This window comes from Paenibacillus sp. Marseille-Q4541 (genome assembly GCF_018310695.1).
Classification (GTDB): Bacteria; Bacillota; Bacilli; order Paenibacillales; family Paenibacillaceae; genus Paenibacillus.
In genome coordinates this window covers 1-25,075 of the sequence record NZ_JAGXCY010000031.1, presented here as the reverse complement: position 1 = coordinate 25,075, position 25,075 = coordinate 1, and the positions used below count along the sequence as shown (strand labels likewise).

Annotated in this window: 22 protein-coding genes; all 22 read left to right on the top strand. The window is 42.1% G+C overall.

The annotated features are described in order from the left end of the window. The first annotated feature begins 177 nt into the window (after positions 1-177). Positions 178-3,972, top strand: a complete 3,795-nt coding sequence (locus KFT32_RS21900; protein WP_211749602.1) for a SwmB domain-containing protein — start codon at positions 178-180, stop codon at positions 3,970-3,972. 147 nt (positions 3,973-4,119) lie between these two features. Continuing rightward, complete coding sequence (locus KFT32_RS21895) at positions 4,120-6,828, top strand: stalk domain-containing protein (protein ID WP_211749601.1); 2,709 nt, start codon at positions 4,120-4,122, stop codon at positions 6,826-6,828. A gap of 47 nt (positions 6,829-6,875) precedes the next feature. Then, positions 6,876-8,036, top strand: a complete 1,161-nt coding sequence (locus KFT32_RS21890) for a sensor histidine kinase (protein ID WP_211749600.1) — start codon at positions 6,876-6,878, stop codon at positions 8,034-8,036. A gap of 4 nt (positions 8,037-8,040) precedes the next feature. Then, positions 8,041-8,763 (top strand): response regulator transcription factor, encoded by a 723-nt coding sequence (locus KFT32_RS21885; RefSeq protein WP_211749599.1) that lies wholly within the window; start codon positions 8,041-8,043, stop codon positions 8,761-8,763. A gap of 308 nt (positions 8,764-9,071) precedes the next feature. Further along, the gene (locus tag KFT32_RS21880; protein ID WP_211749598.1) at positions 9,072-9,488 is read left to right on the top strand and encodes a hypothetical protein; all 417 of its coding nucleotides are present in this window, start codon (positions 9,072-9,074) and stop codon (positions 9,486-9,488) included. Positions 9,489-9,815: 327 nt separating this feature from the next. Further along, the gene (locus tag KFT32_RS21875; RefSeq protein ID WP_481856364.1) at positions 9,816-11,597 is read left to right on the top strand and encodes an ATP-dependent helicase ComFA; all 1,782 of its coding nucleotides are present in this window, start codon (positions 9,816-9,818) and stop codon (positions 11,595-11,597) included. Positions 11,598-11,599: 2 nt separating this feature from the next. After that, positions 11,600-12,493, top strand: coding sequence for a ComF family protein (locus KFT32_RS21870; RefSeq protein ID WP_211749597.1), 894 nt, complete (start codon positions 11,600-11,602; stop codon positions 12,491-12,493). 289 nt (positions 12,494-12,782) lie between these two features. After that, positions 12,783-13,190 (top strand): TIGR03826 family flagellar region protein, encoded by a 408-nt coding sequence (locus KFT32_RS21865; protein WP_211749596.1) that lies wholly within the window; start codon positions 12,783-12,785, stop codon positions 13,188-13,190. A 144-nt stretch (positions 13,191-13,334) separates the two neighbouring features. Continuing rightward, positions 13,335-13,625 carry a flagellar biosynthesis anti-sigma factor FlgM gene (gene flgM / locus KFT32_RS21860; protein WP_211749595.1) on the top strand — a complete coding sequence of 97 codons (291 nt, stop codon included), beginning with the start codon at positions 13,335-13,337 and terminating at the stop codon, positions 13,623-13,625. A 9-nt stretch (positions 13,626-13,634) separates the two neighbouring features. Beyond that, positions 13,635-14,135, top strand: a complete 501-nt coding sequence (locus tag KFT32_RS21855) for a flagellar protein FlgN (RefSeq protein WP_211749594.1) — start codon at positions 13,635-13,637, stop codon at positions 14,133-14,135. Between the two features lie 16 nt (positions 14,136-14,151). After that, entirely contained in the window at positions 14,152-15,711 is a 1,560-nt protein-coding gene (flgK, locus tag KFT32_RS21850) for a flagellar hook-associated protein FlgK (RefSeq protein WP_211749593.1), read from the top strand. Between the two features lie 25 nt (positions 15,712-15,736). Further along, on the top strand, positions 15,737-16,645 hold the full coding sequence (gene flgL, locus KFT32_RS21845) for a flagellar hook-associated protein FlgL (RefSeq protein ID WP_211749592.1): 909 nt from the start codon (positions 15,737-15,739) through the stop codon (positions 16,643-16,645). A gap of 163 nt (positions 16,646-16,808) precedes the next feature. Then, the gene (locus tag KFT32_RS21840) at positions 16,809-17,225 is read left to right on the top strand and encodes a flagellar assembly protein FliW (RefSeq protein ID WP_249436053.1); all 417 of its coding nucleotides are present in this window, start codon (positions 16,809-16,811) and stop codon (positions 17,223-17,225) included. Then, the gene (gene csrA, locus KFT32_RS21835) at positions 17,225-17,455 is read left to right on the top strand and encodes a carbon storage regulator CsrA (protein WP_211749590.1); all 231 of its coding nucleotides are present in this window, start codon (positions 17,225-17,227) and stop codon (positions 17,453-17,455) included. The genes KFT32_RS21840 and csrA overlap by 1 nt, the downstream gene beginning before the upstream one ends. Before the next feature lie 141 nt (positions 17,456-17,596). After that, positions 17,597-18,370: a flagellin N-terminal helical domain-containing protein gene (locus KFT32_RS21830; protein ID WP_211749589.1), complete on the top strand. Its 774-nt coding sequence runs from the start codon at positions 17,597-17,599 to the stop codon at positions 18,368-18,370. 150 nt (positions 18,371-18,520) lie between these two features. Then, the gene (locus KFT32_RS21825) at positions 18,521-18,877 is read left to right on the top strand and encodes a flagellar protein FlaG (RefSeq protein WP_211749588.1); all 357 of its coding nucleotides are present in this window, start codon (positions 18,521-18,523) and stop codon (positions 18,875-18,877) included. 21 nt (positions 18,878-18,898) lie between these two features. Then, complete coding sequence (gene fliD / locus KFT32_RS21820) at positions 18,899-20,383, top strand: flagellar filament capping protein FliD (protein WP_211749587.1); 1,485 nt, start codon at positions 18,899-18,901, stop codon at positions 20,381-20,383. Positions 20,384-20,400: 17 nt separating this feature from the next. After that, positions 20,401-20,787 (top strand): flagellar export chaperone FliS, encoded by a 387-nt coding sequence (fliS, locus tag KFT32_RS21815; RefSeq protein ID WP_211749586.1) that lies wholly within the window; start codon positions 20,401-20,403, stop codon positions 20,785-20,787. Continuing rightward, positions 20,784-21,125, top strand: a complete 342-nt coding sequence (gene fliT / locus KFT32_RS21810; RefSeq protein WP_211749585.1) for a flagellar protein FliT — start codon at positions 20,784-20,786, stop codon at positions 21,123-21,125. The genes fliS and fliT overlap by 4 nt, the downstream gene beginning before the upstream one ends. A gap of 17 nt (positions 21,126-21,142) precedes the next feature. Beyond that, positions 21,143-23,116 carry a glycosyltransferase family 2 protein gene (locus KFT32_RS21805; RefSeq protein ID WP_211749584.1) on the top strand — a complete coding sequence of 658 codons (1,974 nt, stop codon included), beginning with the start codon at positions 21,143-21,145 and terminating at the stop codon, positions 23,114-23,116. A gap of 16 nt (positions 23,117-23,132) precedes the next feature. Beyond that, on the top strand, positions 23,133-24,479 hold the full coding sequence (locus KFT32_RS21800; RefSeq protein WP_249436052.1) for a bifunctional glycosyltransferase family 2 protein/class I SAM-dependent methyltransferase: 1,347 nt from the start codon (positions 23,133-23,135) through the stop codon (positions 24,477-24,479). Continuing rightward, a complete protein-coding gene (locus tag KFT32_RS27735) occupies positions 24,464-24,865 on the top strand; it encodes a tetratricopeptide repeat protein (protein WP_481856363.1) in 402 nt (133 codons plus the stop codon). Before KFT32_RS21800 ends, KFT32_RS27735 begins: the two co-directional genes overlap by 16 nt. The last annotated feature ends 210 nt before the right edge of the window (positions 24,866-25,075 follow it).

The following is a 25,075-nucleotide window of genomic DNA, read 5'->3' as shown; positions in this document are numbered from 1 at the left end:
GTTCCCGGAGTACATGACATTATTTTTTCCAAGACGATACAGAATATCCATGCTCCATTCAATGAATTGTTCTTATGATCCTATTAGCTAAAACTAACATCTCATTCCTAATGTACCGATGAAAAATAAAGGTGAGTTTATTCATGGAAATTAAATGGAAGGAGTGAGTTGAATCTAATGAAGAAAAGACTATCTGCTGCTCTCGCAGCTGTCATGCTTGCACAAGTCTTTCTAGGATCAGGGTATAGCATAGCGGACGCAGCAACAGATTCAAATGGAACGAAAGCAGTGACAGCGACTGCTGCAATATCACCAACTACAGTAACAAGTAACGGTGCAAAAACCGATACATCTCCTACTGTAAATACTTTTACGCTGCAAGGGAATGAGGAACTAACACCTCCGAATGGGAAACTTGAAGTCGCTAAGACACCTGAATTAGCAATCAAAATGAGCCAACCTGTAAAAAGAGGCGCAGGTTATATCCGCCTTCAACGGATGTCAGATAACTCGGAGATCAAATCGTTTCATGTAGCAACCGACATAAAGATTTACGATGTGCCTTCAGGTCGCGAGGTTGGGCCAGAGGAGTACGGTACATACATTACATTTTCTAACTTTGCTGAAGAGCTCCCTAGTGGAGGGTACTATCTTTTAATGGACCAAGGCGTATTTTGGAATGAACGCGGAGAAGCTTTCGCAGGAATACAAGATGCTAGCACATGGCGCTTTTGGACCAAAGGAATGGGAGATGTAGCGGTAACGGAAAAAGTTCCTGCGCAAGGTGCATCCAAAGTGTTGCCTACATCTACACTGTCGCTAACTTTTGCTAAAGAAATGTATCCTGCGGCTGGCGACATTCAGATTGTAAATCGAAATACGGGTCAAGTGGTAGACACCATACCTGTCACCTCTTCCAAAGTTAGTGGTGGAGGGAGCAACTCGATTCGGATCAAACCAACGAACAACTTTGAAAATAACACTTCCTATGATGTGTTGATCCCTTCCGGTGCTTTTTGGGATGCTCAGCAAAACAAGAGTGCTGCAATAAATAAGGGGGAGTGGGGCTTTACGGTATCAACGGATACAACGGCACTTACCGTTGCCTCTTTATCACCAAGCGATGGCAGTATGAGCGCGGCTGTAGATCGGCCGTTAGTGCTTACGTTTAACAAACCTTTAGACACGAGTCGTACAGGGACAGGGAACGTGACACTTCGGAAGGCCGGCGGAGGAACAGTGAATGTTTCTACTGTCATTAATGGATCGGATAAGCGTCAACTACTGATTACCCCCCTCAGTAATCTTGAAAATGGGGTCACGTATCAGGTCGATGTACCCGGAGGAACTTATTATGATGCGGCTGGGAATACATTTGCCGGTCTAAGCGGAAGTTCATCTTGGAGCTTCAAAACCTATACGAAAGATACAAAGTCACCTGTACTACAATCATCGAAAATGTATACCAATACGCTAATTAAACTTACTTATGACGAGGTACTGAATTCGAGTATCAGACCGCTTGTATCTAGCTACTCAGTGACGGTTAACGGAGAGGTGCGGAATATCAGCGATGTGAGCATATCTGGTGACAGTGTGTATGTCATGCTAGATACGGGAGTAGCCGTAGGACAAGTTGTAAGACTGAGCTATACGCCAGGGGTTCGTCCTGTTCAAGATGATGCAGGAAATGCAGTATCCTCTTTTTCCAGCCTAGAAATTGCGAATGGTCTGAACTCCGTTCTTTCCAAACCACGGGAAGGGTCTGTATATGGAAACACATTATATCTCTATTTTACCGAAAGTGTAAAAGTGAGCTCATCGTCTGCGGTCGATCAATTCTATGTAACAGCGAATGGCAGTGGCATTGGGGTGAATAGTATTTCCTTGAGTAACGGTAATGTAGTTACTCTCATCTTGAACAGATCAGTGGCAGATGGAGAAGTAATCAGAGTCACTTATACGCCAGGGTCCTACCCTTTGAAAGATTATAGAGATCAGGCACTCGCCGGGTTCACTGATTTTTTTGTGCGAAATAGCTATGATTCCAAAGCACCTGAATTTGTGGAAGCGACGGCAATGGGCAATAAAATGTACTTGAAGTACAATGAGGCTCTACGTAGCGACAATTTACCTTTGAAGAGCCAGTATTCTGTTCTTGTGGGGGGAAGCCCGCTATATGTGAATGCTGTCGAAGTTAATGAGGATGAAGTGGAACTGACTCTGGCTAACACCCTTCAACTTAATCAGGAGGTTTCCATATCTTACGTGCCTGGTGTACGTAGACTTACGGACCTGAACGGGAACCCAGCGGGTTATCTGAATCTCGTGCCTGTAACCATCTACGGCAGCGGTAGCGTAAGGCAAGGCATTGTACAAGGGCAGAACATGAACGTAACCATGTCAGAAGCGATGAAAAGTCAAACCTCGTTAACTACATCTCAGTTTGCGGTGACTGCTGGCGGACAAAGCGTACAGGTGGCTTCAGCGAGCGTTCAGAATCAGACTTTATCCTTAACGCTAGCTTCAGCAGTTTTGCCTGATCAGATTGTGACGCTTTCTTATCTTCCTGGCGCGACACCTTTACGTACAGCTAAAGGAGAAAGTGTAGCCGGATTTGGTCCTTTCACCTTGCAAAATAAAACAAGTGGTAGTAGCACTGGCGGAAGTGGTGGTACATCAGGAATGCCGAGCGGACTTACTGCGCTGGATGCCTCTTTGTTTGGTCAAAGTGGTTATGCTTTAAGTAGCAGCGCAGCTACTCGAACCACCGCTTTGTCCAAATACAGTCGTACTGTCGGTTCTTATACAATCAGTAGTCAGACTTTGCAACAGGCATTCACGTATGCGAGTTCTGCTGCAGGACGATCGAATACAATTGTGATCGATATTCCGGAGACAGAACAAGCTGCTCTAGCTGGTTTTTCGCTGCAGGCACTTACAGAGGTCTACAGCAAGAATAAACAAGCAGTTATTGGAGTGAGATATGGGGATGCACTTTACACCTTGCCGCTCGCTGATATTGATATGTCTGCTATGGCGACAAGTGTAAATAGTGATGCAGCCCGCACTGTATTATTTCTACAACTAGAGTCTGTTCCATCTACCTCTTCTGTTAGCATCGATACTTTGCTTGCTGGTGGAAAAGCAACGAAAAAAACAGCTATTATAGATGCTACTGCTTATGCAGTCAATCACTTGTCCCAAAAGGCGGAGCAGAAGGTAAAAGGACAGCTTAACCTGCGTGTAAGCCTGGCTGGAAATGCAACCACAAGTACGCTCAGTCTTATTCGGCTAGATGGTACGGTGCAGCGACTGAGTCACGTACCTCATCAGGTACAGAAGACATCAAGTGGCTACGTATTTATTGCTAAATTGACCGGGAGTCAATCCATCGTAGTTGCCGAGCATCCGGTGCAGTACATGGGACTCTATGGTCACTGGGCCAAAGATGCCATTGAAAGATTGGCGGTAAAATGGATCATTGACACCGAATCAGGATCATATTATGAGCCAAATACGAATATTACAAGATCGGAATTTGCAGGTATGATTGCTAGAGGTTTGGGACTTGAGGGAAGCTGGGATACAGCAGCAAAATTCAGTGATGTTCCATATAGTACGGCTGGAGCTTACATTGGTGCAGCAGCGAAAGCAGGCATTATTACTGGACATGCGGATGGATCTTTCAAACCAAACCAGTTAATCACTCGCGAGCAAATGTCTATTATGATGGTTCGTGCCTTGCATTATGGTGGACATCAGGTTTCCTTGAACGGGACTCCACAAAGCATTCTTAGTAAATTCAAGGATCGAACCTACATTCAAGCACCAGAATTGGTAGCCGAGGCAGTGCAGCAAAACCTCATTCAAGGGATAACGATTAACACATTTAAGCCAGCTGGCAACGCGACAAAAGCACAGGCTGCCGTTATGCTGACTAGGATGCTAGCAATCTATGATACGAAATAAGGAAACTTTAAAAAGAGCGTAACTTTTTCCAGTTTTAGCAGTCTATTAATTAGAGGATATTTATGTCTTCAGCTCCGAACTCTTTTAAGAGTTTCGGGGCTGAATTCATTAGAGACTGTATAAAAAGATGGGAGAGTCGCTTTTTCTATGGGAGCAAACAGGAAGCAAACAGGGAAACAATGGAAGGATAGCAGAAAGAAGTGGTTTATTTTTACGATAGCAGGCGTTCTCTGGGTCACTCCGGTTCTTGGATCAAGTGGAGCATGGAATATAGTTCTTCCAACAGCGAGTATAGCGGAGGCTGCGGCGAGCACAACAAAGCTCTCTGAAGAGATGATTACGTCCGGAGCCAAAATGATAGAATATCAATTTACCACAACACGTTCGGGTACCAAAACGAACATACTAGCCAATGTCATAGAGATAGATTTGAATAACCCTTATGTGAAGTTGGATGTTATGACAGGTAAGGGCGGCAAATTCAACAGTAAGCAAAGCACCGGTGCCATGGTGAAAGAAACAGGTGCGGTTGCTGGTGTGAATGGTGATTATTTTAATGTAAGTGGTGAGCTTGCACCGATTGGCGGTCAGATTGCGAGCGGAGTACTCATGTCGACACCTTCAGAACTGTCGGGAATGTATGCCATGACTATCAGTAAAGACGGAAAGCCAATGATTGATGAATATAGCTTTGAAGGTTCTGTACAGGCTTCGAATGGATCGACGTTTGCCCTCCGGGGTATGAACAAAGAAGACTATTATTTGGAATCGGGAAGTGTAAAATACAGCCATGCGAATTCCATGTACATTTACACTTCGGCATGGACCTCACCGAAACGACCTAACGATCCTTCAACAACGCCAACAGAAGTGCTCGTGCAAAATGATGTGGTCAAAGAGATATCTTATAAAAAAGCGCTCAGTTCATCCATTCCAGAAGATGGTTATATTTTGCGTGCCCACGGTACGGCAGCTGAATGGATTGTTGCAAACCTCTCTGTTGGCCAAGCGGTAAATGCAGATTACAAGCTGAAAGCCAAGACTTCAGGCCAGACAGTAAATCCAGATACGCTGCAAATGATGATTGGTGGACATACGATACTGGTGAGCAGCGGGCAGGCGACTTCGTTTTCCCGAGATACATCTAGCATTGGAGGTTACCGAGCGCGTACAGCGGTTGGTTATTCAAAAGATAATCGGTATGCCTATCTGATTGGTGTACAAGATAATAGTGTAAGTAGCGGTATGTCACTGAAAGAAATGCAATCCTTCATGACCAGTATCGGGGTATGGAAAGGGATGAATCTGGACGGTGGGGGTTCTACCACCATGATTACGAGACCGCTTGGAACATCTGCAACGGGTCTTGCTTTTTCAACGGAATACGGGACAGAACAGCGTGCCATTGTTAATGGGCTTGGTGTATATTCCCTTGCTCCTGCCGGGCAATTGAAAGGTCTTACGATTAGCGGGCCCAATTCTCTTCTTGTCGGTCAGGAGGCAACGTACAGCCTGAAAGGGTACGACACGTACTTCAACCCTTATGATGTAGGATCGTCATCCGTTACCTGGAAATCAAGCAATGGCAATGTAATTAGCACAAGTGGCGGGAAAATTAAAGCAGTAGGCGGCGGAACGGCTACACTGACTGCGGTAAGTGGATCAGCGAGTAGCAAGATGCAAGTTACCGTGGTAGGGGGTAACAATCTGACTGCACTCAAAGCCGGCTCAGGAGCAGGTTCTTTACAAGCAGGTACGAGTGTAGATATTCCTGTTACCGCGACTACTAAAGATGGACAAAGCGTTTCTCTAAGTGCTGATGCACTCAAGTGGGAATTTGTTGGTTTTAAAGGTAATGTGAAAGGTGACAAGTTAACGATCTCTTCTATTAATACAGGGACAACAGTCGGTTATGCTATTGGTCGTTATGATGGGTTCAGTACGGTAGTAGTCCTCTCCGCAGCAGGCGAAAGTATGTGGGAGGATTTCGAAAAAGTGAATTATGGAGTTCAGTTTACGACGAACGCTGCGGGCGTAACCGGAACGGCAGGAATTGTGAATGGAACCGGGGAAAAGGCAGGATCCAAAGTACTCGAGCTTAGCTATGATATGACTGGTGGAAGTGGTAAAATGTATGCTTATGCCCAGTTGAATGGAACATCAGGTAAAATAATCGATGCGCCTGCTACGGCACTTTCTGTAGATGTGCTGGGAGATCAGAGCTTGAACTGGATGCGTGCAGAACTCACGGATGCCAAAGGCAAAACCGTTTATCTTGATTTAGCCAGAAATATTAATTGGACTGGTTGGAAGAAGCTGAATGTGGACTTAAGTAGTTCAGATATCTCATATCCGGCCAAATTAAAACGGGTATATGTAGTAAATCTTGATGAAGGACAGGACGAGCGTGCCATGACAGGAACGGTTGCTTTTGATAATATAGCTTTTACGATGCCTTCTTTATCAAGTGAAGCTGGATTACCTACTGGAGTCGCAAAACTTGTTATTGGACAAAAATCGATGGTGTTTAACGGTCAAAAGAGAACGATTGATGCAGCGCCAGTGCTGAAAAATAACGCTACCTATGTTCCAATCAAGCATGTGCTTGATGTGTTTGGAGGAAAGGCAACCTGGGATAGTAAAAATCAGCGAGTGACAATACTCCGAGGTGGAAAATTAATCGACCTGACTGTTGGTCAGAAAGAATTTATATTAAATGGACAACGTCAAAATGCGAGTGTCGCACCGTATATTTCCGGTGGTAGGACTTTAGTCCCTCTAAGGCTCGTTTCTGAACAACTTGGACTGACTGTAAAATGGGAACAGAAAACGAAGACCGTCACCATCGACTCGTGATATGGTATGATATATCCTGGAAACGTTAGGAATGGAGTCGAAAATTTGTGGACTTTCAAGCGGATGCTCTCGATCGCGTCATAAAAAACGCCATGCAGGTCATGGAAAGCAGTAAATATCAAATTTTTGAAATCATGGACTCATCTCGTACTGAGCTGAAGGCGCTCAATCAGGAAGTTCAATCTATCCTGAAAGAGACGGCGGAAACAATTGAGAAGGTAGATCAACTGGAACTCAATTTCCGTCGTTCCCGGATCCGGCTGACCGAAGTCAGCCGTGATTTTGTCCGTTTTTCTGAACATGATATCAAGCAAGCCTATGAAAGGGCTACGCAGCTGCAGCTGGATTTGATGATTTACAGAGAAAAAGAAATGTACCTCAAAGCTCGCCGTGATGATTTGCAGAAACGTGCGCGCAGTATCGAGGCATCTGTAGAAAGAGCCGAGACAATTGGTTCTCAGATGAATGTTGTGATGGAATATCTGTCTGGTGAACTGGGTCAGGTTACACGGATTATTGAGTCCGCCAAGAATCGACAAATGATTGGTCTCAAGATCATATTGGCCCAGGAGGAAGAGCGGAAAAGAATCGCTCGTGAAATTCATGATGGCCCCGCACAAATGCTTGCCAACCTAGTGCTTAGGACGGAAATTGTAGAAAGAATGCTAGCTAAGCAGGATTTTAAGATGGTGCAGGCCGAAATAGTAGATTTGAAAAAACAAGTTCGTTCTAGCCTTGGGGAAATGCGAAAAGTTATTTTCAATTTGCGCCCAATGGCCCTGGATGACCTGGGCTTAATTCCCACACTTCGTAAATACGTGCAGGATTTTGAAGAAAAAACGAAAATTCGCGCGCTGTTTGAAACTAGAGGGAAAGAACACCGTTTGTCTTCTGCGATGGAGGCAGCGATTTATCGTTTAGTGCAGGAAGGTTTGTCGAATGCAGCCAAGCATGCGTATCCAACCTATGTGGTCGTAGAAATTACGTTCCAGGCTCAGCTTGTTAAGATCGTCGTACAGGATAACGGTCTTGGATTTAAGCCGGAGAAGTTGGAAGAGAAAAGTAAGGATCACTCTCATTTTGGGTTAATAGGTATGCGGGAAAGGGTAGAACTGCTCGAAGGCCGAATGGAAATTGAATCAGGTGAAAATCAAGGCACTAAGATCGTGATTCATATCCCGACAAACGTGGAGAAGGGAAAGGAGTAATAGGATGGAAAACCAGAACATGATTAAGGCTGATATTAAAGTATTACTTGCTGACGACCATCAGCTATTTCGTGAAGGACTGAAGCGAATTCTAAACATGGAGGACGATATTGAAGTCATAGGCGAATGCGGTGACGGAATTCAGGTTCTTGAGTTCTGCAATCAGATCAAACCTGATATCGTCCTTATGGATATTAACATGCCTGTTGAAAATGGTGTGGAAGCAACGGAAAAGCTGAGAGAGCTGTTCCCGGATGTGAAAGTTATTATTTTATCTATTCATGATGATGAAAGCTATGTGTTTGAAACGCTTCGTAAAGGAGCGAATGGATATTTGCTGAAGGACATGGAGGCTGAGTCTCTGATCAATGCGATCCGTTCCGTTCACGAAGGGTATGCATTTATTCATCCAAAAGTGACGGGCAAGCTGATTATGCAGCTTCGTCGTATGACTTACTTGAATGAAACAGGTGCAATGAATGAAGGCGGCGTGAAAGAAGCAGGCGTGAAGTTTGTTGCGGGAGATAACAATCCGCTGACACGTCGGGAAGCAGAAGTGCTTCGTCTAATGGCTGAAGGTAAGAGCAACAAAATGATTGGTGAATTTTTGTTCATCAGTGAGAAGACGGTTAAGAACCATGTCAGCAGTATTCTGCAGAAGATGGAAGTGGATGACCGGACACAAGCCGTTATTAATTCCATTAAATATGGTTGGGTCACTCTATAATTTCGGACAAACTTTGGCATGAGAAGGCAAATGTGGGTGCAACTTTTCGGGGGAAATGCTGAAGCAAGAACGTACAAGTGATCGTTAGAAGCCTTTTTGCCGCCCCATAGGCATACATATGGCGTAAGTACGATGCATAATTGCTATCATCAGGTTCATTGTAAATGTTCATGTGAAAAGCAATCGGTGCTCACCAAAGGCTTTTAGATATGGGATAAGCAGCTGAAAAAATATAACGTTTGTAACTGTTCATTGTGTCACCGTCCCAGTTAGCGGCATATATTGTCGTAAAGGGAGGTGCAGTCGCCATGATCGAACATTTGTTATGGATTGCGCTTGTTTATGGTCTATCTGCTGCAACCGTACGTTTTGTTTATCGAAGGCTGCAATCGGATCAGAAGCAATCGGAGCAAACTCGTTATATTTTAGTCACATGTAACCATGGATTTAAGCTAGAGTGGATTATCCGAGCACTGTCTCTAGACGCATCTTTACGAGGAAAAACCCACCATGTTACTGTAATGGATCATGGATCAAGCGATGAAACCTTGCCTTTGTTACATCGGCTGTGTGGTGTTTCAGGGATTGAACTTAACATCGTTACTGGCGAGGAATCCTTGTCTGGTGTTAGTGTAAGTGGTGTGCTGGAGCATGAAGATATTAAATACTTTGATCTTCGTCAAGAAGGTGCACTTCAAGGGATTCCATTCGTAAGCAAATTGTAGATATATTATAGAACGATTGAGCTTTGAAAAAGTTGCGGTATTGTCATTAATATTGTATATATAGAACTTATATGGAATATTTTTCATTTATTTTAAGTATGAAGCACATACTTCGGTAGTTAACCGAGGGATGTGCTTTTTTGCGTTATACGTTGCTAAGGAGATTTCGTAGTTGGGGGGATAAGGGGCTTGAAAGTTGCTGTTTATTTAGTGAAACGAGAGGATAACATGACGCCCGGTGAATGGAAATTATACATGTCCATTTGTCCAGAAGTAGATCAGTTGTGGTGGGAAGTACAGCAAGAGAAATGCAAGGGCTCTTGGTTTATGATTTGGTTATCTAGATCAATGCCTTTCGCTTGGGCCTGCTTGTTGAAGGAAAGATTCAGTAAGGGGAAAGCATCGTTTAGTGAAGAGAATTCGGTTCAGTATTGGCGAGAATGGATTGGGAATCTGCTGCAGGAGGCAGTAAAGAACGAACCAGGAAATTATGGTCAGGTATTATTAGAGGGATGTTTGGACATTAGGATGGTTTTGCTGGATGGGACGAGGCAAGCAGGGGAGGTACTGCATTTGCTTTATGAGGATGCAGTAGAGGCAGCCGAGCAGCTAGAAGGTAGACAGCTGCTTTTACCGGAGGTGGGAGCACTGTTTGCCGAGAACGCTCCTGCTATGCAGAGCGATTATATAGCTGCAGTGCAACTAGCTTATTTGGCTGGACGGCTGACTTATGAAGCTGCTGTCGCAGAGCGCCCACATAAAAAAGTGCGTGGTTTAGGGTGGCGGCTCTTTCAGGGCCACCGGGTACCACTGCATTGCCGCCGCTGCGGCAGTATCGCTACTGAGCATAGCCGGTGCGCGGCTTGTGGCAGTGCGGCGTGCGCTTATTGCGAGGCGTGCCTCGCGCTTGGGCGCAGCCGGGCTTGTACGCTGCTGCTGCGAGGAGCAGCGCCCCCGGCCGTAAAGAGCACGGCCGGGGCACTCCCCACCGAGGCGGACCGCCGGTGGGGGCTTAGCCCAGCGCAAAGCGCAGCCACGGGCGCGGCGCTTGCGTATTTGGCGGAGCAGCGCCATGCCAGCTCCGCTGCGGCCAAGGGCCGGTTCTTGCTATGGGCCGTGACCGGCGCCGGCAAGACCGAAATGACCTTCCCGCTGCTGGATGCCATCCTCAGCAGCGGGGGGAGCGTGCTCGTGGCCACACCGCGGCGCGATGTGGTGCTTGAGCTCGCTCCCCGGGTGGCCCGCGCGTTTCCAGAGGTGACGCGCACCACCCTTTATGGCGGAAGTGCTGATCGCTGGCAGCGAGGGCAGCTTACCCTCGCCACAACTCACCAGCTGCTTCGCTTCCGCCATGTGTTTGATCTTGTCATCATCGACGAACTCGATGCTTTCCCATACCACAACGATCCGATGCTCGCTTATGCAGCGGAAGCATGCTGTAAACCAGGTGGCAGCTTTGTTTATTTGTCTGCTACGCCGCCACGAGAGCTGCAAAAGCAAGCAGCCCGTGGCAAGCTTGCCCATGCGAGAGTACCGGTTCGTTTTCATAGACATCCCTTGCCAGTACCAATCTTACTCCGAGTACCTCCAGTTCTTCAGTTGTTAAAGCAGAATAAATTACCTGCTGAGCTCTTAGAAAGACTCACGTATTCTATTAACCGAGAAGCACAAGTATTTATGTTTGTTACACGGATTGCCCAGATCGATGGATTATTAAGGCTGCTACGGCGTATGTTACCTGGGATCCGAATCGAAGGGACTTCTTCCGAAGACCCCATGCGTGCCGAAAAGGTAGTTGCGTTTAGAGAAAGAACCATTCGTTTGCTTGTCACGACCACAATTCTTGAACGCGGCGTAACGGTACCCAAAAGTGATGTGTATATTCTTGATGCAAACAATCGATTATTTGATGCTGCCTCCCTAGTACAGATGGCAGGAAGAGCAGGAAGATCCAAGGATGACCCTGCAGGCAGCGTTGTTTTTGCTGCTCCAGAGCGCAGTCGTGGCCAGAAAGAAGCTATACAGCAGATTAAACGAATGAATGCGATCGCGGGACGTCAGGGGTATTTGGTGGATTATGACTCCAAGCGGAAAGGGAAAGGTATCTAACCATGAATACATTTGAGCGGGTACGATCCTTTTTAGAGCAGCTGGCTGCTCCGCCTGGACAGATCTGCGTGGCGTGTGGTAACCGAGCGGTTCTATCCAGCGAGCTCCCGGGAATATGTAGACACTGTGTTTCATTAGTCCCGTGGGTGAAAAGGATACGTTGTTATCGCTGTGGTAGAGCTGTTGGTTGTCCGGACTGTGTCAGAGCTGAAAACCTGAGTCGCTCTTTTGAGCTCAATCGAAGTGCTGTACTCTATGATTCCTTGATGCGAGAGTGGCTCGCCGTATATAAATATCGGGGGAAGGAGCGGATAGCTCCTTTACTAGGTGCGATACTGAATGTTGCTTATGTTGCTTTACAGCGTGAGATGACGTTATTAGGTAACAGCAGTCAGAAAGTGAGATCGTTAGTACCCAATCGTAGAATAGAGTTGAATAGATCCAATGCTTGGTTGACCTCTCGATCCTACTCACGGGGGATATGGCACGCGCAGGCAGTCACTTTTGTTCCGGTCAGTCAGGAGCGTTATATGGAACGGGGGTTCAATCAAGCTGAAAGATTGGCTGAAGTACTAAGTAGTCATCAACGTCTTCCGCTTATCCCTATGCTGAAGCGTACGCAACACACAGAGAAACAAAGTTATAAGTCTCGTAAAGAGCGGGTAGAGACAATGCGAAATGTATTTGCCATTCATCCATTTGCCTCTGAATATTTCAATGAAGTAATGGCCGATCCATCTTATATCAGTAACAGAAACCCCATCCATCTGATCTTGGTAGATGATGTTTACACCACAGGCAGTACGCTGGAGGCTTGCAGCCGGGTAATTAAGGAATGGGGAAGGGCGCATGGAATTCATTTCATGATTTATTCTCTTACATGGGCAAGATCTTAGTAAGATTTTTATATGGATTTACCGATATAAAAATATAGATTTTTTTATATCAATTGTGTGAGAATTCAGGAATTCTGTTTTAGGTAACAAATCCAGATCGGACCATAATCAAGTCACAGAATGTATAAATCATTAGTTCTAAACTGCAGGCGCGCGCTAATTTTTTTTCGCAATCATGCAAGGTGATCATCCCATTGTTTCTCATAAGTTCCAAAGATGACAAGGTGAAATAACGTAGGTATAATGGGAGAAAGTATTCGGTTTGATCTATTGAAGGGGGCTAAAGAGGATGAATTTAGGTAACTGTCCTCGCTGCGGAAAGCTATACGTGCTTAACGTAATGGAGTGTTGTCCGTCTTGTGTCAAAGATATTGAACAGCAGTATGTAGACTGTGTAGAATATTTGCGTAAAGAGAGAGGCGCCAACATTCAGGAGCTATCGGAAGAGACAGGTGTGTCCATTAAGCAGATTACACGTTTTATCAAGGAAGGTCGAATTTCTGTAGTGGATTCGCCTAATTTGACTTACCCGTGCGAAGTGTGTGGTACGTTTATTCGTGAAGGGCACATGTGTGATGGCTGTCGTGCGCGTTTGACCAAGGATTTGAACGGTGCAGCCCGGGAAGTTGGTCAGGGGGATGGACGTTCTCTAGGCGAAGGTGCCTATCGAGCTATCGACAAATCGGGACGTTCCTAGGAGACACGGCTCAATTAGATGTAAGACTATAAACAATGTTTCAACCTCTACCGATAACTTTAGTAAAGATTATCGGTTTTTTTATTTAGATGACAAATAGGGACGATTAATTATCCTGATATGAAGGAAAGGCAGGTGTTCGTTATGAAAATTAATGAATCCGGGCGGATTGGAGCAATCAACTCTTATTCGAGAAATATAGAATCCGGTCAGCAGACCGAAAGTAAAAAAGCAAGCCGTAAGGATGAGGTAACGATTTCTCCGGAGGCTATGGAAATGCTCCAGAAACAGGAGCAGGTAAATAACAGTGAGCGCGCACAGCGCATTCAAGAACTGAAACAACAAGTTGCTTCAGGCACATATAAAGTGGACACCGAACAGCTTGCAGAGAAGATGATGCCATATTTCAAACCAAGTTCAAGTTCAGAGAAGTAGGAGAAATTTATGTCCCTAAATCAATTAATCGATGCCATTCATGAACTGAACGAATATCACGTGCAGCTGATCAAACTAGGTGAGCTGAAGAAACAGCTTATTATTCAGAATCAAGTGAATGAAATGATATCAATAACAAATGCCGAGTCCAAGTTGGTAAAACAGATTGAAGATTGTGAAAAGAAGCGTCTCGAAGCAGTCTACGGATTTCTGCAGGAACGCGGTATTAAATCCAGACTTAATTTGAATATGCAGGAGCTGATTCGTCTTATCTTTGATCAGGAAGACAAACAGCGGATTGTAACCGCGCTGAATACATTATCCGGCACGCTCGGGACCCTCAAAGAGCTTACGATAATTAACCAGCAACTGATAGAGCAATCCTTATCCTATATCGATTTTTATGTAGATACGCTGTCATACGCCCCTGAAAATGAAGCGACGTATCAGCATCCCTCAGACAAGCAATACAATGCTCAGCGCTCCGGTCTTTTCGACACGAGAGCATAGATTAAGGAGGTAAGTAATGGCTTCTACCTTTCATGGTATAGAGACGGCAAAGCGAAGCTTGTTTACTCAATCGGCAGCTTTGAATACTACGGGTCATAATATATCGAATGCAAATACGGCAGGATATTCCAGACAAGTTGTAAACATGACGGCTTCCCGGCCAATGGATGCAGTAGGAATGTATCGTAATACAGCTCCTGGTCAGCTCGGAACGGGTGTAGAGTTTAACGCGATTACGCGTGTGAGACAGACTTTTCTCGATGACCAATACCGTAGTGAAAACTCCGGTTTAGGCGGATGGAACGTGCGTTACGATACGCTCGACAAACTCGAGACGATCATGAATGAACCTTCTGACACAGGGATTCGTACGGTCATGGATAACTTTTGGAATGCCTGGTCTGATCTCAGCAAAGATCCGCAGGATATTACTAATCGTAAGATTGTAAAAGAAACGACGCTTGCACTGACGGATGCACTCAATCAAACGAGCCGCCAGTTAGATGCTTTGACCAGTGATTTAACAAGCAACGTGGAACTAAAAGCGCAAGAGATGAGCTCTCTTTTGCAGACGGTTGCGAGTCTTAATCAAAATATTTCCCGTGTTGAAAAACTTGGTGATAATGCAAATGACCTGAGAGATCAGCGTGACTATGCAATCGATCAGTTATCCAAAATAGCCAATGTACAAGTTACCGAACTGGATACGGGATATGAAGTTACCGTTGGAGGACAGCTACTGGTCACTGGAGATCAGGCAACGCCAGTCACTGCAGATATGCTGGAAACCGCATATGATGCGGGTACTTTAACAGGCGGAGAAGTCTTTGGTATGATTACCTCCCGTGATACGTACGTTGAAGACTATAGACAACAGCTTAACCAACTCGCCAATACACTTGCTAACGGCAACATTGAAGTATCTTTGCCAGCAGGTACTGTACTTCCAGAAGGAACCGTACTGAATGGTGTTACCTATTCCAATGCGAACAATAACCGTACTTTAGGTTCCGATTTGAAAGTAACTGTTCAAGGAATTAATGGACTTCATCAGCTGGGGTACACGGTAAGTGGTACGACACCACAAGCGGGAGAAGCCTTCTTTACCGCAACAGATGGCGGTACGATTACCGCAGGGAATATTACTTTGAATCCTGAGATTCAGGCAGATCCGAATAAGATTGCGACTTCTATGCGTACTGATGGACAAGGAACAGGAGAATCCGTTGTAAAAGGAAATAATACACTTGCGCTCCTTATGTCAGGTCTAAAAGATGTTAAATTTGATTTTGGTACGGCGCTCTCGGCTCCAGGAACCGTTGATGATTACTTCGGTTCGATTGTGGGTCAACTTGGTATCGAGACAAAAGAAGCAAAACGTCAGGTTGATAACGGAAGCTTGTTAACACAGCAAGTGGATGTGAATCGTCAGTCCGTTAGCGGAGTATCACTCGATGAAGAAATGTCCAATATGATTAAGTTCCAGCATGCTTATAGCGCTGCATCTCGTTTTATGACGACTTTCGATCAGTTACTTGATAAATTAATTAACAGTACCGGCGTTGTCGGACGTTAAACTTAAGAAGTAGGAGGCAACGCAAATGTCGATCCGCGTAACATCTAGCATGATGAATACCCAGATGCTTAGTAACATTAACCGTAATCTTAATAAAATGAGTAATTTGGAGAATCAGATCTCGACAGGCAGAAAACTGAACAAGCCATCGGATGATCCAGTAGGCGTGACGTATGCCCTTCGCTATCGTGCGGAGTTAGCTTCTAATGAGCAATATCAATCGAATGTAGATTCAGGGTTAAGCTGGCTCGACATGACAGATTCTGCAATGCAACAGACGAACGAGATTGTAACTAGAATGAAGGAATTGGCGATTCAAGGCACAACTGGGGTTGTACCACAGTCTGGACTTGATGCCATTCGTGAAGAAGTAGAAGAACTTCAGAGTCAATTAGTTAGTATTGGTAACACAGAAATTCGAGGCAAATACATATTTAATGGACAAAAATATGATCAAGCGCCTTACGAGCTTTCCGCTGGTATGAATAGTTACGCAGATCTAAATCCAGATAAATCGGCTGTGATCTACGGTATTAGTCAAAATACTGAAATGCAGATAAATACCTCTGGATCAGATTTTTTTGGTAATAGTACGGAGGAAGACAATATATTCAAAATAGCTGATAACCTCGTCTCTGCATTGAAAAATGGTGATTATGATGGAGTAAGAAATCAACTTACAAACATCGAAACAAGAACTACCAAAATGTTAGGTTCTTTGTCAGAAGTTGGTGCACGTACAAATAGAGTGGAACTTATGCAGAATCGATTGGATCAGCAAGATCTTAATTTGACGACACTACAGTCGAAAACGGAAGATGCAGATATAGCAAGTCTAATGATTCAAGCAACATCAGCACAGACAATTTATCAAGCGTCACTTCAAACTTCTGCAAAGATTTTGACGCCTACACTGATGGATTTCATGAGATAATTTGAAACATAGTACTGGAAACTTGAGGAACTAGGAGGTCAATGAACCTTCAGTTCCTTTTGTTGTTCTTGTACAAGCTATACATTATAGTATCAGATAAGATATGGCGGTAAATTTGTATACATTACTTTATAAGTCTTACAAAATGAGGAGATATCACAATATGGGTATGACAGAAAATATAACGTTCCCGAAGGGATTACCGGGTTTTGAGGATTTGAAATGTTTTGTGATGGAGGAGCACAACGAGGTATTCAGTTATCTTACTTCTGTAGATCGCAAGGAGATTTCATTTGTTATTGTCGATCCCTTCTCCTTTTTCGATAGTTATGAGTTCAAGGCTTCAGAAGAAGCACTGGACGAAATAAAATATATGGAAGATGAGTTGCTTAAAGTAAGGTGTATTGTTACCCTGCATAGCGATCCTCATCGTACAACGGCAAACCTGATCGCTCCACTTCTTATTAATGAAACGAAGAAGCTGGCCAAACAAATTGTACTTCATGACACGGCCTACCATGCGAAACATCAACTATGGATTACGGATGAGGGTGGAAGTAAGAAGGGAGCTGGACTTTAATGTTGGTATTGTCACGCAAAAAAGGCGAGTCGATTATGATTGGCGAAGACATTGAGATTACCATTCTTGGAGTCGATTCAGAAACCGTGCGGATTGGTGTGAAGGCTCCGAGACATGTAGACATCTATCGTAAAGAAATCTATGAAGAAATTGAGCGTACGAACCAAGAAGCGGTGATTGATATCCATCAGCTTCAGAACCTTCTTACTTCTCTGTCAAAAAAAGAATAAAAAAGTTCAAATTGCTATTCACAATCCCTGAAAGCTGGACGATATATATAGTACAGCGGTAATTCTTCAGGGCGGCCGACCTGTGAAGATACGCTACCACAAGGATGTGGGCATAAACCAATTTCAGGGAGGAAATTATCAATGATTATCAATCACAATATTCCGGCAGTAAACACTCACCGTAACATGGGTCTGAATAACACAGCAGCAAGCAAAAACATGGAGAAACTGTCTTCCGGTCTTCGCATTAACCGTGCGGCTGACGATGCAGCAGGTCTATCCATTTCCGAGAATATGCGCGGTCAAATCCGTGGTCTTGAGCAAGCACAACGTAACACTCAAGATGGTATCTCTTACGTACAAACAGCTGAGGGTGCTCTGAACGAAGTATCTTCAATGCTAAGTCGTATGAAAGAACTGAAAGTACAAGAAACAAACGGTACTTACACTGATACAGATAAAGCAAACATTGGCCAAGAACTTAAAGAACTTACAAGCCAAATCGATAACATCATGTCTAACACTACATTTAACGGAATTAACATCAATAATACTGCTGGTGTTGGAATTGCAACTGACGATAAAGGAACTTTGATTACTATCGCAGCAATTAATACTACTAGTTTTGTAGGTCTAGACAGCGCTGTAACCTTGGATAAGGTAAATGACGCTATCAAAGGTGTTGCAACAGAACGAGGTAAACTGGGTGCGGTACAAAATCGTTTGGAATACACTTCTAACAACCTTGGTACAACTACAGAGAATTTGACTGCATCTGAGTCCCGTATTCGTGACACAGACATGGCGAAGGAAATGGTTGCTTTGTCTAAAAACAATATCCTTCTTCAAGCTTCCCAATCCATGTTGGCACAAGCAAACTCTAATCCGCAAGGCGTTCTTTCCTTGCTTCGTTAATCTATATTTTTCACTTAGAAGAGGCCTTGAATTTTCAAGGTCTCTTTTTTGTTTTTTCTTCACATATCCGGAGGTTATACCGATATATAAGATAATTAATCTAATATCAGAAAGTGTATGTAAGTCGATATTTATAAAGGGGGAAGTTTCTTGGATCATCGAATTTCGGGAAATATGAATGTCGGGAATACATCATCCAGAATAGATCAAAGGGCTCAAATGGATTACGCATCTTCACGAGGTGCTGTATCTCCTGATCTTAGTATTGCTCGGCTTTCGCAAGAAGAAAAGGCAGCCATTCAGGAATTAGAACAAACCATTAAGAAAGTGCAAGGAGCAGAAAGATCTTTTGAGTTCGCGGTACACGAACAAACCCATGCGGTCATGATCAAAGTGTACGATAAGCAATCAGGTGAACTTATTAGGGAGGTACCTAGAGAGAAGCTGTTAGATATGGTAGCTAGTTTTATGGAGATTAACGGACTGGTTATCGATAAAAAGGCTTAATTACAGCAAGGAGGAATTGTTATGAGAATAAGTGGATTTGCCTCAGGTCTGGATATTGATTCAATGGTTAAGCAGTTAATGACTGCTCAAAAGGCTCCTTTAGATAAGCTTAATCAGCAAAAGCAGCTGACAGAGTGGAAGCGAAATGATTATCGGACTGTTAGTTCGAAAATTGTAAGCTTTCAGGAAAAGCTTAATTCCTTATCCTTAAGCAGCTCAATTGATGCAAAGAAAACAAATGTATCGGGAGCCCCTAACGTACTTACTGCAACAGCATCGGGAGCTGCAAGCAATGCAGTGCTAAGTGTTGAAGTGAAGAGTCTTGCAACAGCTTCTACCTTTCTACAACAAGATGATCGTTTTAAAGGCGTAGCGGGTAACACAACAATAAAAGACTTCTATCAGAACAATGGAGTGTCCAATTACAATGATAATATTGTTATTGGATCCACCAGCATTAAACTTGAAGATAATGAAACCATTGACTCTCTTATTAATAAGATTAATACAAATAAAGAAGCCAATGTAACAGCTATTTACGATAGTGCATCGGGTAGTCTATCACTCACAAACAGAGAAACAGGAGAAAAAAGTTTAGCTGTAGGCGGCACATTTTTTGATATGTTTGCAGGAAAAAAAGAAAATAAAAATGGTTCTAACGCTATTGTCACGATCAATGGGATTGAGACGACTCAATCCTCTAATCGTTTTACTATTAATGGTGTCGAACTTAATCTGACAGGAATTAGTCCAACTGGCCAAACTACTCGAATTGAAGTAGTACAAGATACAGACAAGATGTTTGATACAATTAAATCGTTTGTCGATTCCTATAATGATGTTCTATCTCTACTTAACAATAAAACAGGTGAAGAACGATATAGAACTTACTTGCCGCTTACAAAAGAGCAAAAAGCAGATATGTCAGAAGATGAAATCAAACTTTGGGAAGAAAAAGCAAAAAGCGGTATGCTCAAGAACGACTCAATTCTCTCTACCGCACTAGCTGATATGAGGACTTCTCTATTTGCAGACATGACCGATGCGAATGGAAACCTTCTGAATCTTGCTCAGTTTGGAATTACAACAGGTGGATATACAGAAAAAGGTAAGCTTATTATTGATGAGACAAAACTACGCGATGCGATAGCTAATAAATCAGATGAGCTGATGTCTATGTTCTCAACAACTAATTTAACTGCAAAAAATGATGCGTATAACGAAACAAACGGGATTTTTAGCCGCTTAAAGAAGATTAGTAAAGATACACTACAGACCTTGTCAGATCGTGCAGGTACATCTCGTTACAGTAGTGACCCTTCGGCTGCATTTCTCCCACAGAGTCAGATCGGTGATCAGTTAAAGGATTTTGATAAACGAATTGCTGATGTTAACCGTAGATTGGCACTAATGGAAAATAGATACTACAAACAATTTACTGCAATGGAAACAGCAATGAATAAATACAATAGCATCTCTTCCAGTTTGACAAGTATGTCATCTTAATACAAGGAGTGAATGAATTGTTAATCTCCGCACAACAAAAATACCAGCAAGCAAAAATGCAAACAGCGAGTCGTTCTCAATTATTACTTATGTTATACGATGGAGCCATTCGTTTCGTTAAAGCAGGTATTGAAGGAATAGAAGAACATAATATTGAAAAGGCAAACACCTTTTTTAATAAAACGCAAGCAATCATACATGAGCTGATTGCCTCACTTGATTTCAAATATGAAATATCAACCCGATTGCACCAGATCTATGAGTATATGCTTCATCAACTCATCCAAGCGAATGTTCATAAAGATCAGAAGGCGGCATCAGAAGTCCTCGCTCACCTACTTGAAATGAGAGACGCATGGGAACAAGCGGGACGCACTCAATCGACAAGGGCAGAATACGCATGAGTATGGTAACTAAGAGTGATATCGATCAACTCGAACACCTAATTAATCAAATGATAAATCACTTGCACCAAGCCACGTATGAAGAGATAGTAGATTACGTTGATCGGGCAGGGCACTTAGTGCAAAAAATTGAAATATACAAAAATGAGTTATCTTCAACAGAAAAACTGAGACTAAGAGCCTTAATAGTTCATGATGGTGTTATTTTGTCTCGAATGCAAGCTCTAAAAAATGAAGCCAGAGAGTGGCTGTTGAAACAAGGATCTATACGAGAACAGCGGACTGCTTATAGCAGCAGCTATACACCGGACAGTATGTTTTTTGATCGTAAGAATTGAATAATGGGCGGTTAAAGATGATGAAACTACTTAGTGTATGTTTAATTGTGAAGAATGAAGAAGACACGCTGGAACGCTGTCTTGAAAGTGTGAAAGAAATTGCTGATGAGATTATAGTCGTTGATACCGGTTCTACTGATAGAACAAAAGAAATTGCACTCCGCTATACTGAACTTATTTATGACTTTGAGTGGTGCCATGACTTTTCAAAAGCACGAAATGAATCAATCCGACGAGCGTCCTGTAAGTGGGTACTTGTTATTGATGCAGATGAGTACTTGTCTAAAGATCAACTAACTAAGTGGAAAGAGTTTCTTATGAACGAGAAACCCAAAAAAAGAACTGTATATACAGTTACTATAGTAAACCAATATAAAAATGAAAATTTGAACCTAAGTATAACAACAGCACCTGTCTCTCGTTTATTTCTAAATCATCAAGGCGTAAAATATTTCAGGCCAATACATGAGCAACTATGCGATGAGCAAGGTGAATTAAGACATAAGCCTGTGAATTTACAAATGTATCATACAGGCTATCAAGCGGAAATAATTGAGAAACAAAATAAAAATAAGCGAAATATGACTATATTTGAGGGCATGTTAAAAAGCGGGAAATTCATAGCCTATGATTATTTCACTCTCGGAAATCAGTATGTTTCTGAAGGAGACGAGAGCAAAGCAATTGCTTCTTATTTGAAAGCCATAGAAATGAGTAATGGAGCAACAAGCTGGTATCCTTTTTGTGTTATGCATCTGATCAATTTGTACACAAAAAGTAATAGAATAGATGATTCCTGGAAACTCATCACGGATGAATTATCTAAATATCATGATTACCCTGAGTATCATACTACTTGTGGAATTCATTATGAAGTATTCGGATTTTTTGCTGAAGCAGAAAGATTTTATTTACGAGCTATTCAATTAAGTGAGGAAAGATCGGCTAGAAATGAAGCTGCTTGGCTGACGAGTCCTGAGTATGGTTTCAATATTCCGGTGACTCAGCTTATTCATTTATACTTTAGATTAAACCGTAATGAGGAAGCAATATATTGGATGTCAAAATTGCTGCAGCACAATAAATTGAATGCTGAGATTTTATTTAGATTGATTGAATGGTTAATTCAGCATGATCATAAAGAGAACATTATTAGTATGTTAGATCGTACCTACAATCTGGATGATACTTACGAGGCAACTTTTTTATACAGGGTAATACTTAATACTTGTGATTTGGAACTTGTTAATTACTACAAAAAAATACGAATTGAGTCAGATCAATTACGACAAAATGATGTCGTTGAGCTTGCGCTGATAAATAATGATATGACTCTTATATCTAAAATGTCTGATCAGATAGATAAATTCAGTCTATCTCAAAATTCGTGGGTTTATACGACAGCTGGTGCACTTATTTGGAAAAACAAAAACCTTTTAAATCTAACTAAGGCTATCTCTTCCTATGATGATAAAGAAGGCTTTTTTGATCTCATAGATAGATTATTTCATGAAGAAAAGATAGAAAGCCAATTGTGGGAACCATGGAGTAAGGAACTGTTCTTAATAGCACAAGCCCTCTTTAGAACCCAACAATTTGAGACATATGATAATCTCATTCAATTAGCAGGCCATCCAGAGCTCATTAATATGTTAGCGAATTATTTCTATAAGCTCGGCTTATATGAGATGGCATTCAATTATTACTCTAGTCTTCATGCTAGTGGTGGACTAAATGGCCTTAGCTTAGAAAATCTGGGAATATACAGCATGAATCACGGGAATACAGAGGACGGTATAGAATTCCTTGCGACGGCTTTAGATCACAACCCTAGAGTACTACATCTCTACTATCCTTTAATAAAGCATGCTGATTCTGAAATGAAGCAAAAGTATGCTCAGCAATTTGAAGATCACTTTGAAAGTTATACTTCTATTTCTTTTCTGAGTGAGGCATTTCAGTTCGGGTCAAAAACAAGCTTAATGAAATAGAGGAGCAAACATAACTTTGAAAACATCAATTATCATACTGACACACAATAAAATCGAATATACGATACAGTGTATTGAAAGTATTAGACTCTACACTGAGCCGGGAAGCTATGAAATTATAGTAGTTGATAATGCTTCTACGGATGAGACAAAAAATTGGCTGAAGCAACAAGAAGATCTCATTTGTATAATGAATTCCGAAAATACAGGTTTCCCTGCAGGTTGTAATCAAGGTATTCAAATAGCGACAGGCACTGAAGTTTTATTGTTAAATAATGATACGGTTGTTACACGTAATTGGCTGGAAAACTTAAAAGAGGCTTTATATAGCGATTCAACTATTGGTGCAGTTAGTTGTGTGACAAATAACTCTTCTTATGGACAAGCAATAGAAACATCATATGATTCCATGAGTAGTATGCATGACTTTGCTGAATCTATTAATTGTTCAAGCCCAGTGGAATTAGAAGAAAGACTTAAACTTGTTGGCTTCTGTATGTTGATCAAATCGGAAGTAATTGATAAGGTTGGTCTCTTGGATGAACAGTTTTCTCCTGGAAACTATGAAGACGATGATTACAGCTTAAGAATTAGATTAGCAGGTTACAAATTATTGTTATCCAGAAATACTTTTATCCATCACTATGGTAGTGTTTCTTTTGGAGAGAAACTACGGAAGTATGCTGAACTATTAAACACTAATTCTTTAAAGTTCGAAAAAAAGTGGGGATTTAATCCTAATTATTCTCAACACATTCGTAGTGAAATTGTTGATTTGATAAGAGAGGACTCCAGTTCAAACCTAAGGATTTTAGAGGTGGGATGTGCATGCGGAGGAACTTTACTTAATATAAAACACCATTACAAAAACGCTGAGATTTTTGGGTTGGAACTTAATCCCGAATCGGCAAAGATTGCTTCACTGATTGCAGATGTGAGGGCTGCTGACATTCAAACTGGTGAGCTACCATATGAACTAGAATATTTCGACTTTATTATTTTTGCGGACGTATTAGAACATTTATCTGATCCATGGAGCACTATTAAAAATATCAAAAAATATTTACGCCCAACAGGTCGAGTTCTAGCTAGTATACCTAATATTATGCATCATAGTGTTATGTTCGGTTTGCTGAAAAATGGGTCTTGGACATATGAGGATTCAGGGATATTAGATCGTACTCATTTACGTTTCTTTACTTATGAATCTATACAGCGATTATTTAAAGATAGTGGTTTTAGTAAAGTATCTATCGGTGGAAAGACATTACGAGAATCCCCAGAAAGCCGTGCATTGATTGAAACTCTTTCTAGTTTTTCCAATGGACAGCTAAGCAACAGTTTGATATTTACCAATATATAATTGATGCTGAAAACAGTGATATTTTTGATGTCATATGTTTTATTAGAGATCATCAGGATGAGAATAGCAAGAAAGTCATTTTTGAAAAAACTAGAAATTATAGTGTAGAAGATTTAATTTATCAATCAAGTCTGCTTTCAAAAGGAGACCGGACTAAAGTTCTAACTGCACTAGGTGTAATTAATTTTGAGAATGAGAAACTCGATCAAGTAATTCCATTTTTTGAAGAAGCGATATCAATAAATCCTGAAGATGCAGAAACACTCTATAACCTCAGTTACTTCTTAAGATATGTTGGAGAAGACGAACTTGCGGAAGATTATATGAAACAACTTAAGAATTGTAATCTGTTCCTTTATGAGCAGTTACTAGCGGTCACACAATAAAGTTAATATAATTAGCCAAACCATCTTCTTTGAAGATGGTTTTTCTATATCTATTCACAACTCAATAGCATAACCTCCAAATAAAACACTTTACTGGCAAGATATACCTCTGTATACTAGTTCTATAGTAATAGTTCTTAAGATACTAATGATAGACTTTATTTCAATATAATAGTCCTATAAAATCATGATTTTATAGGACTATTATAT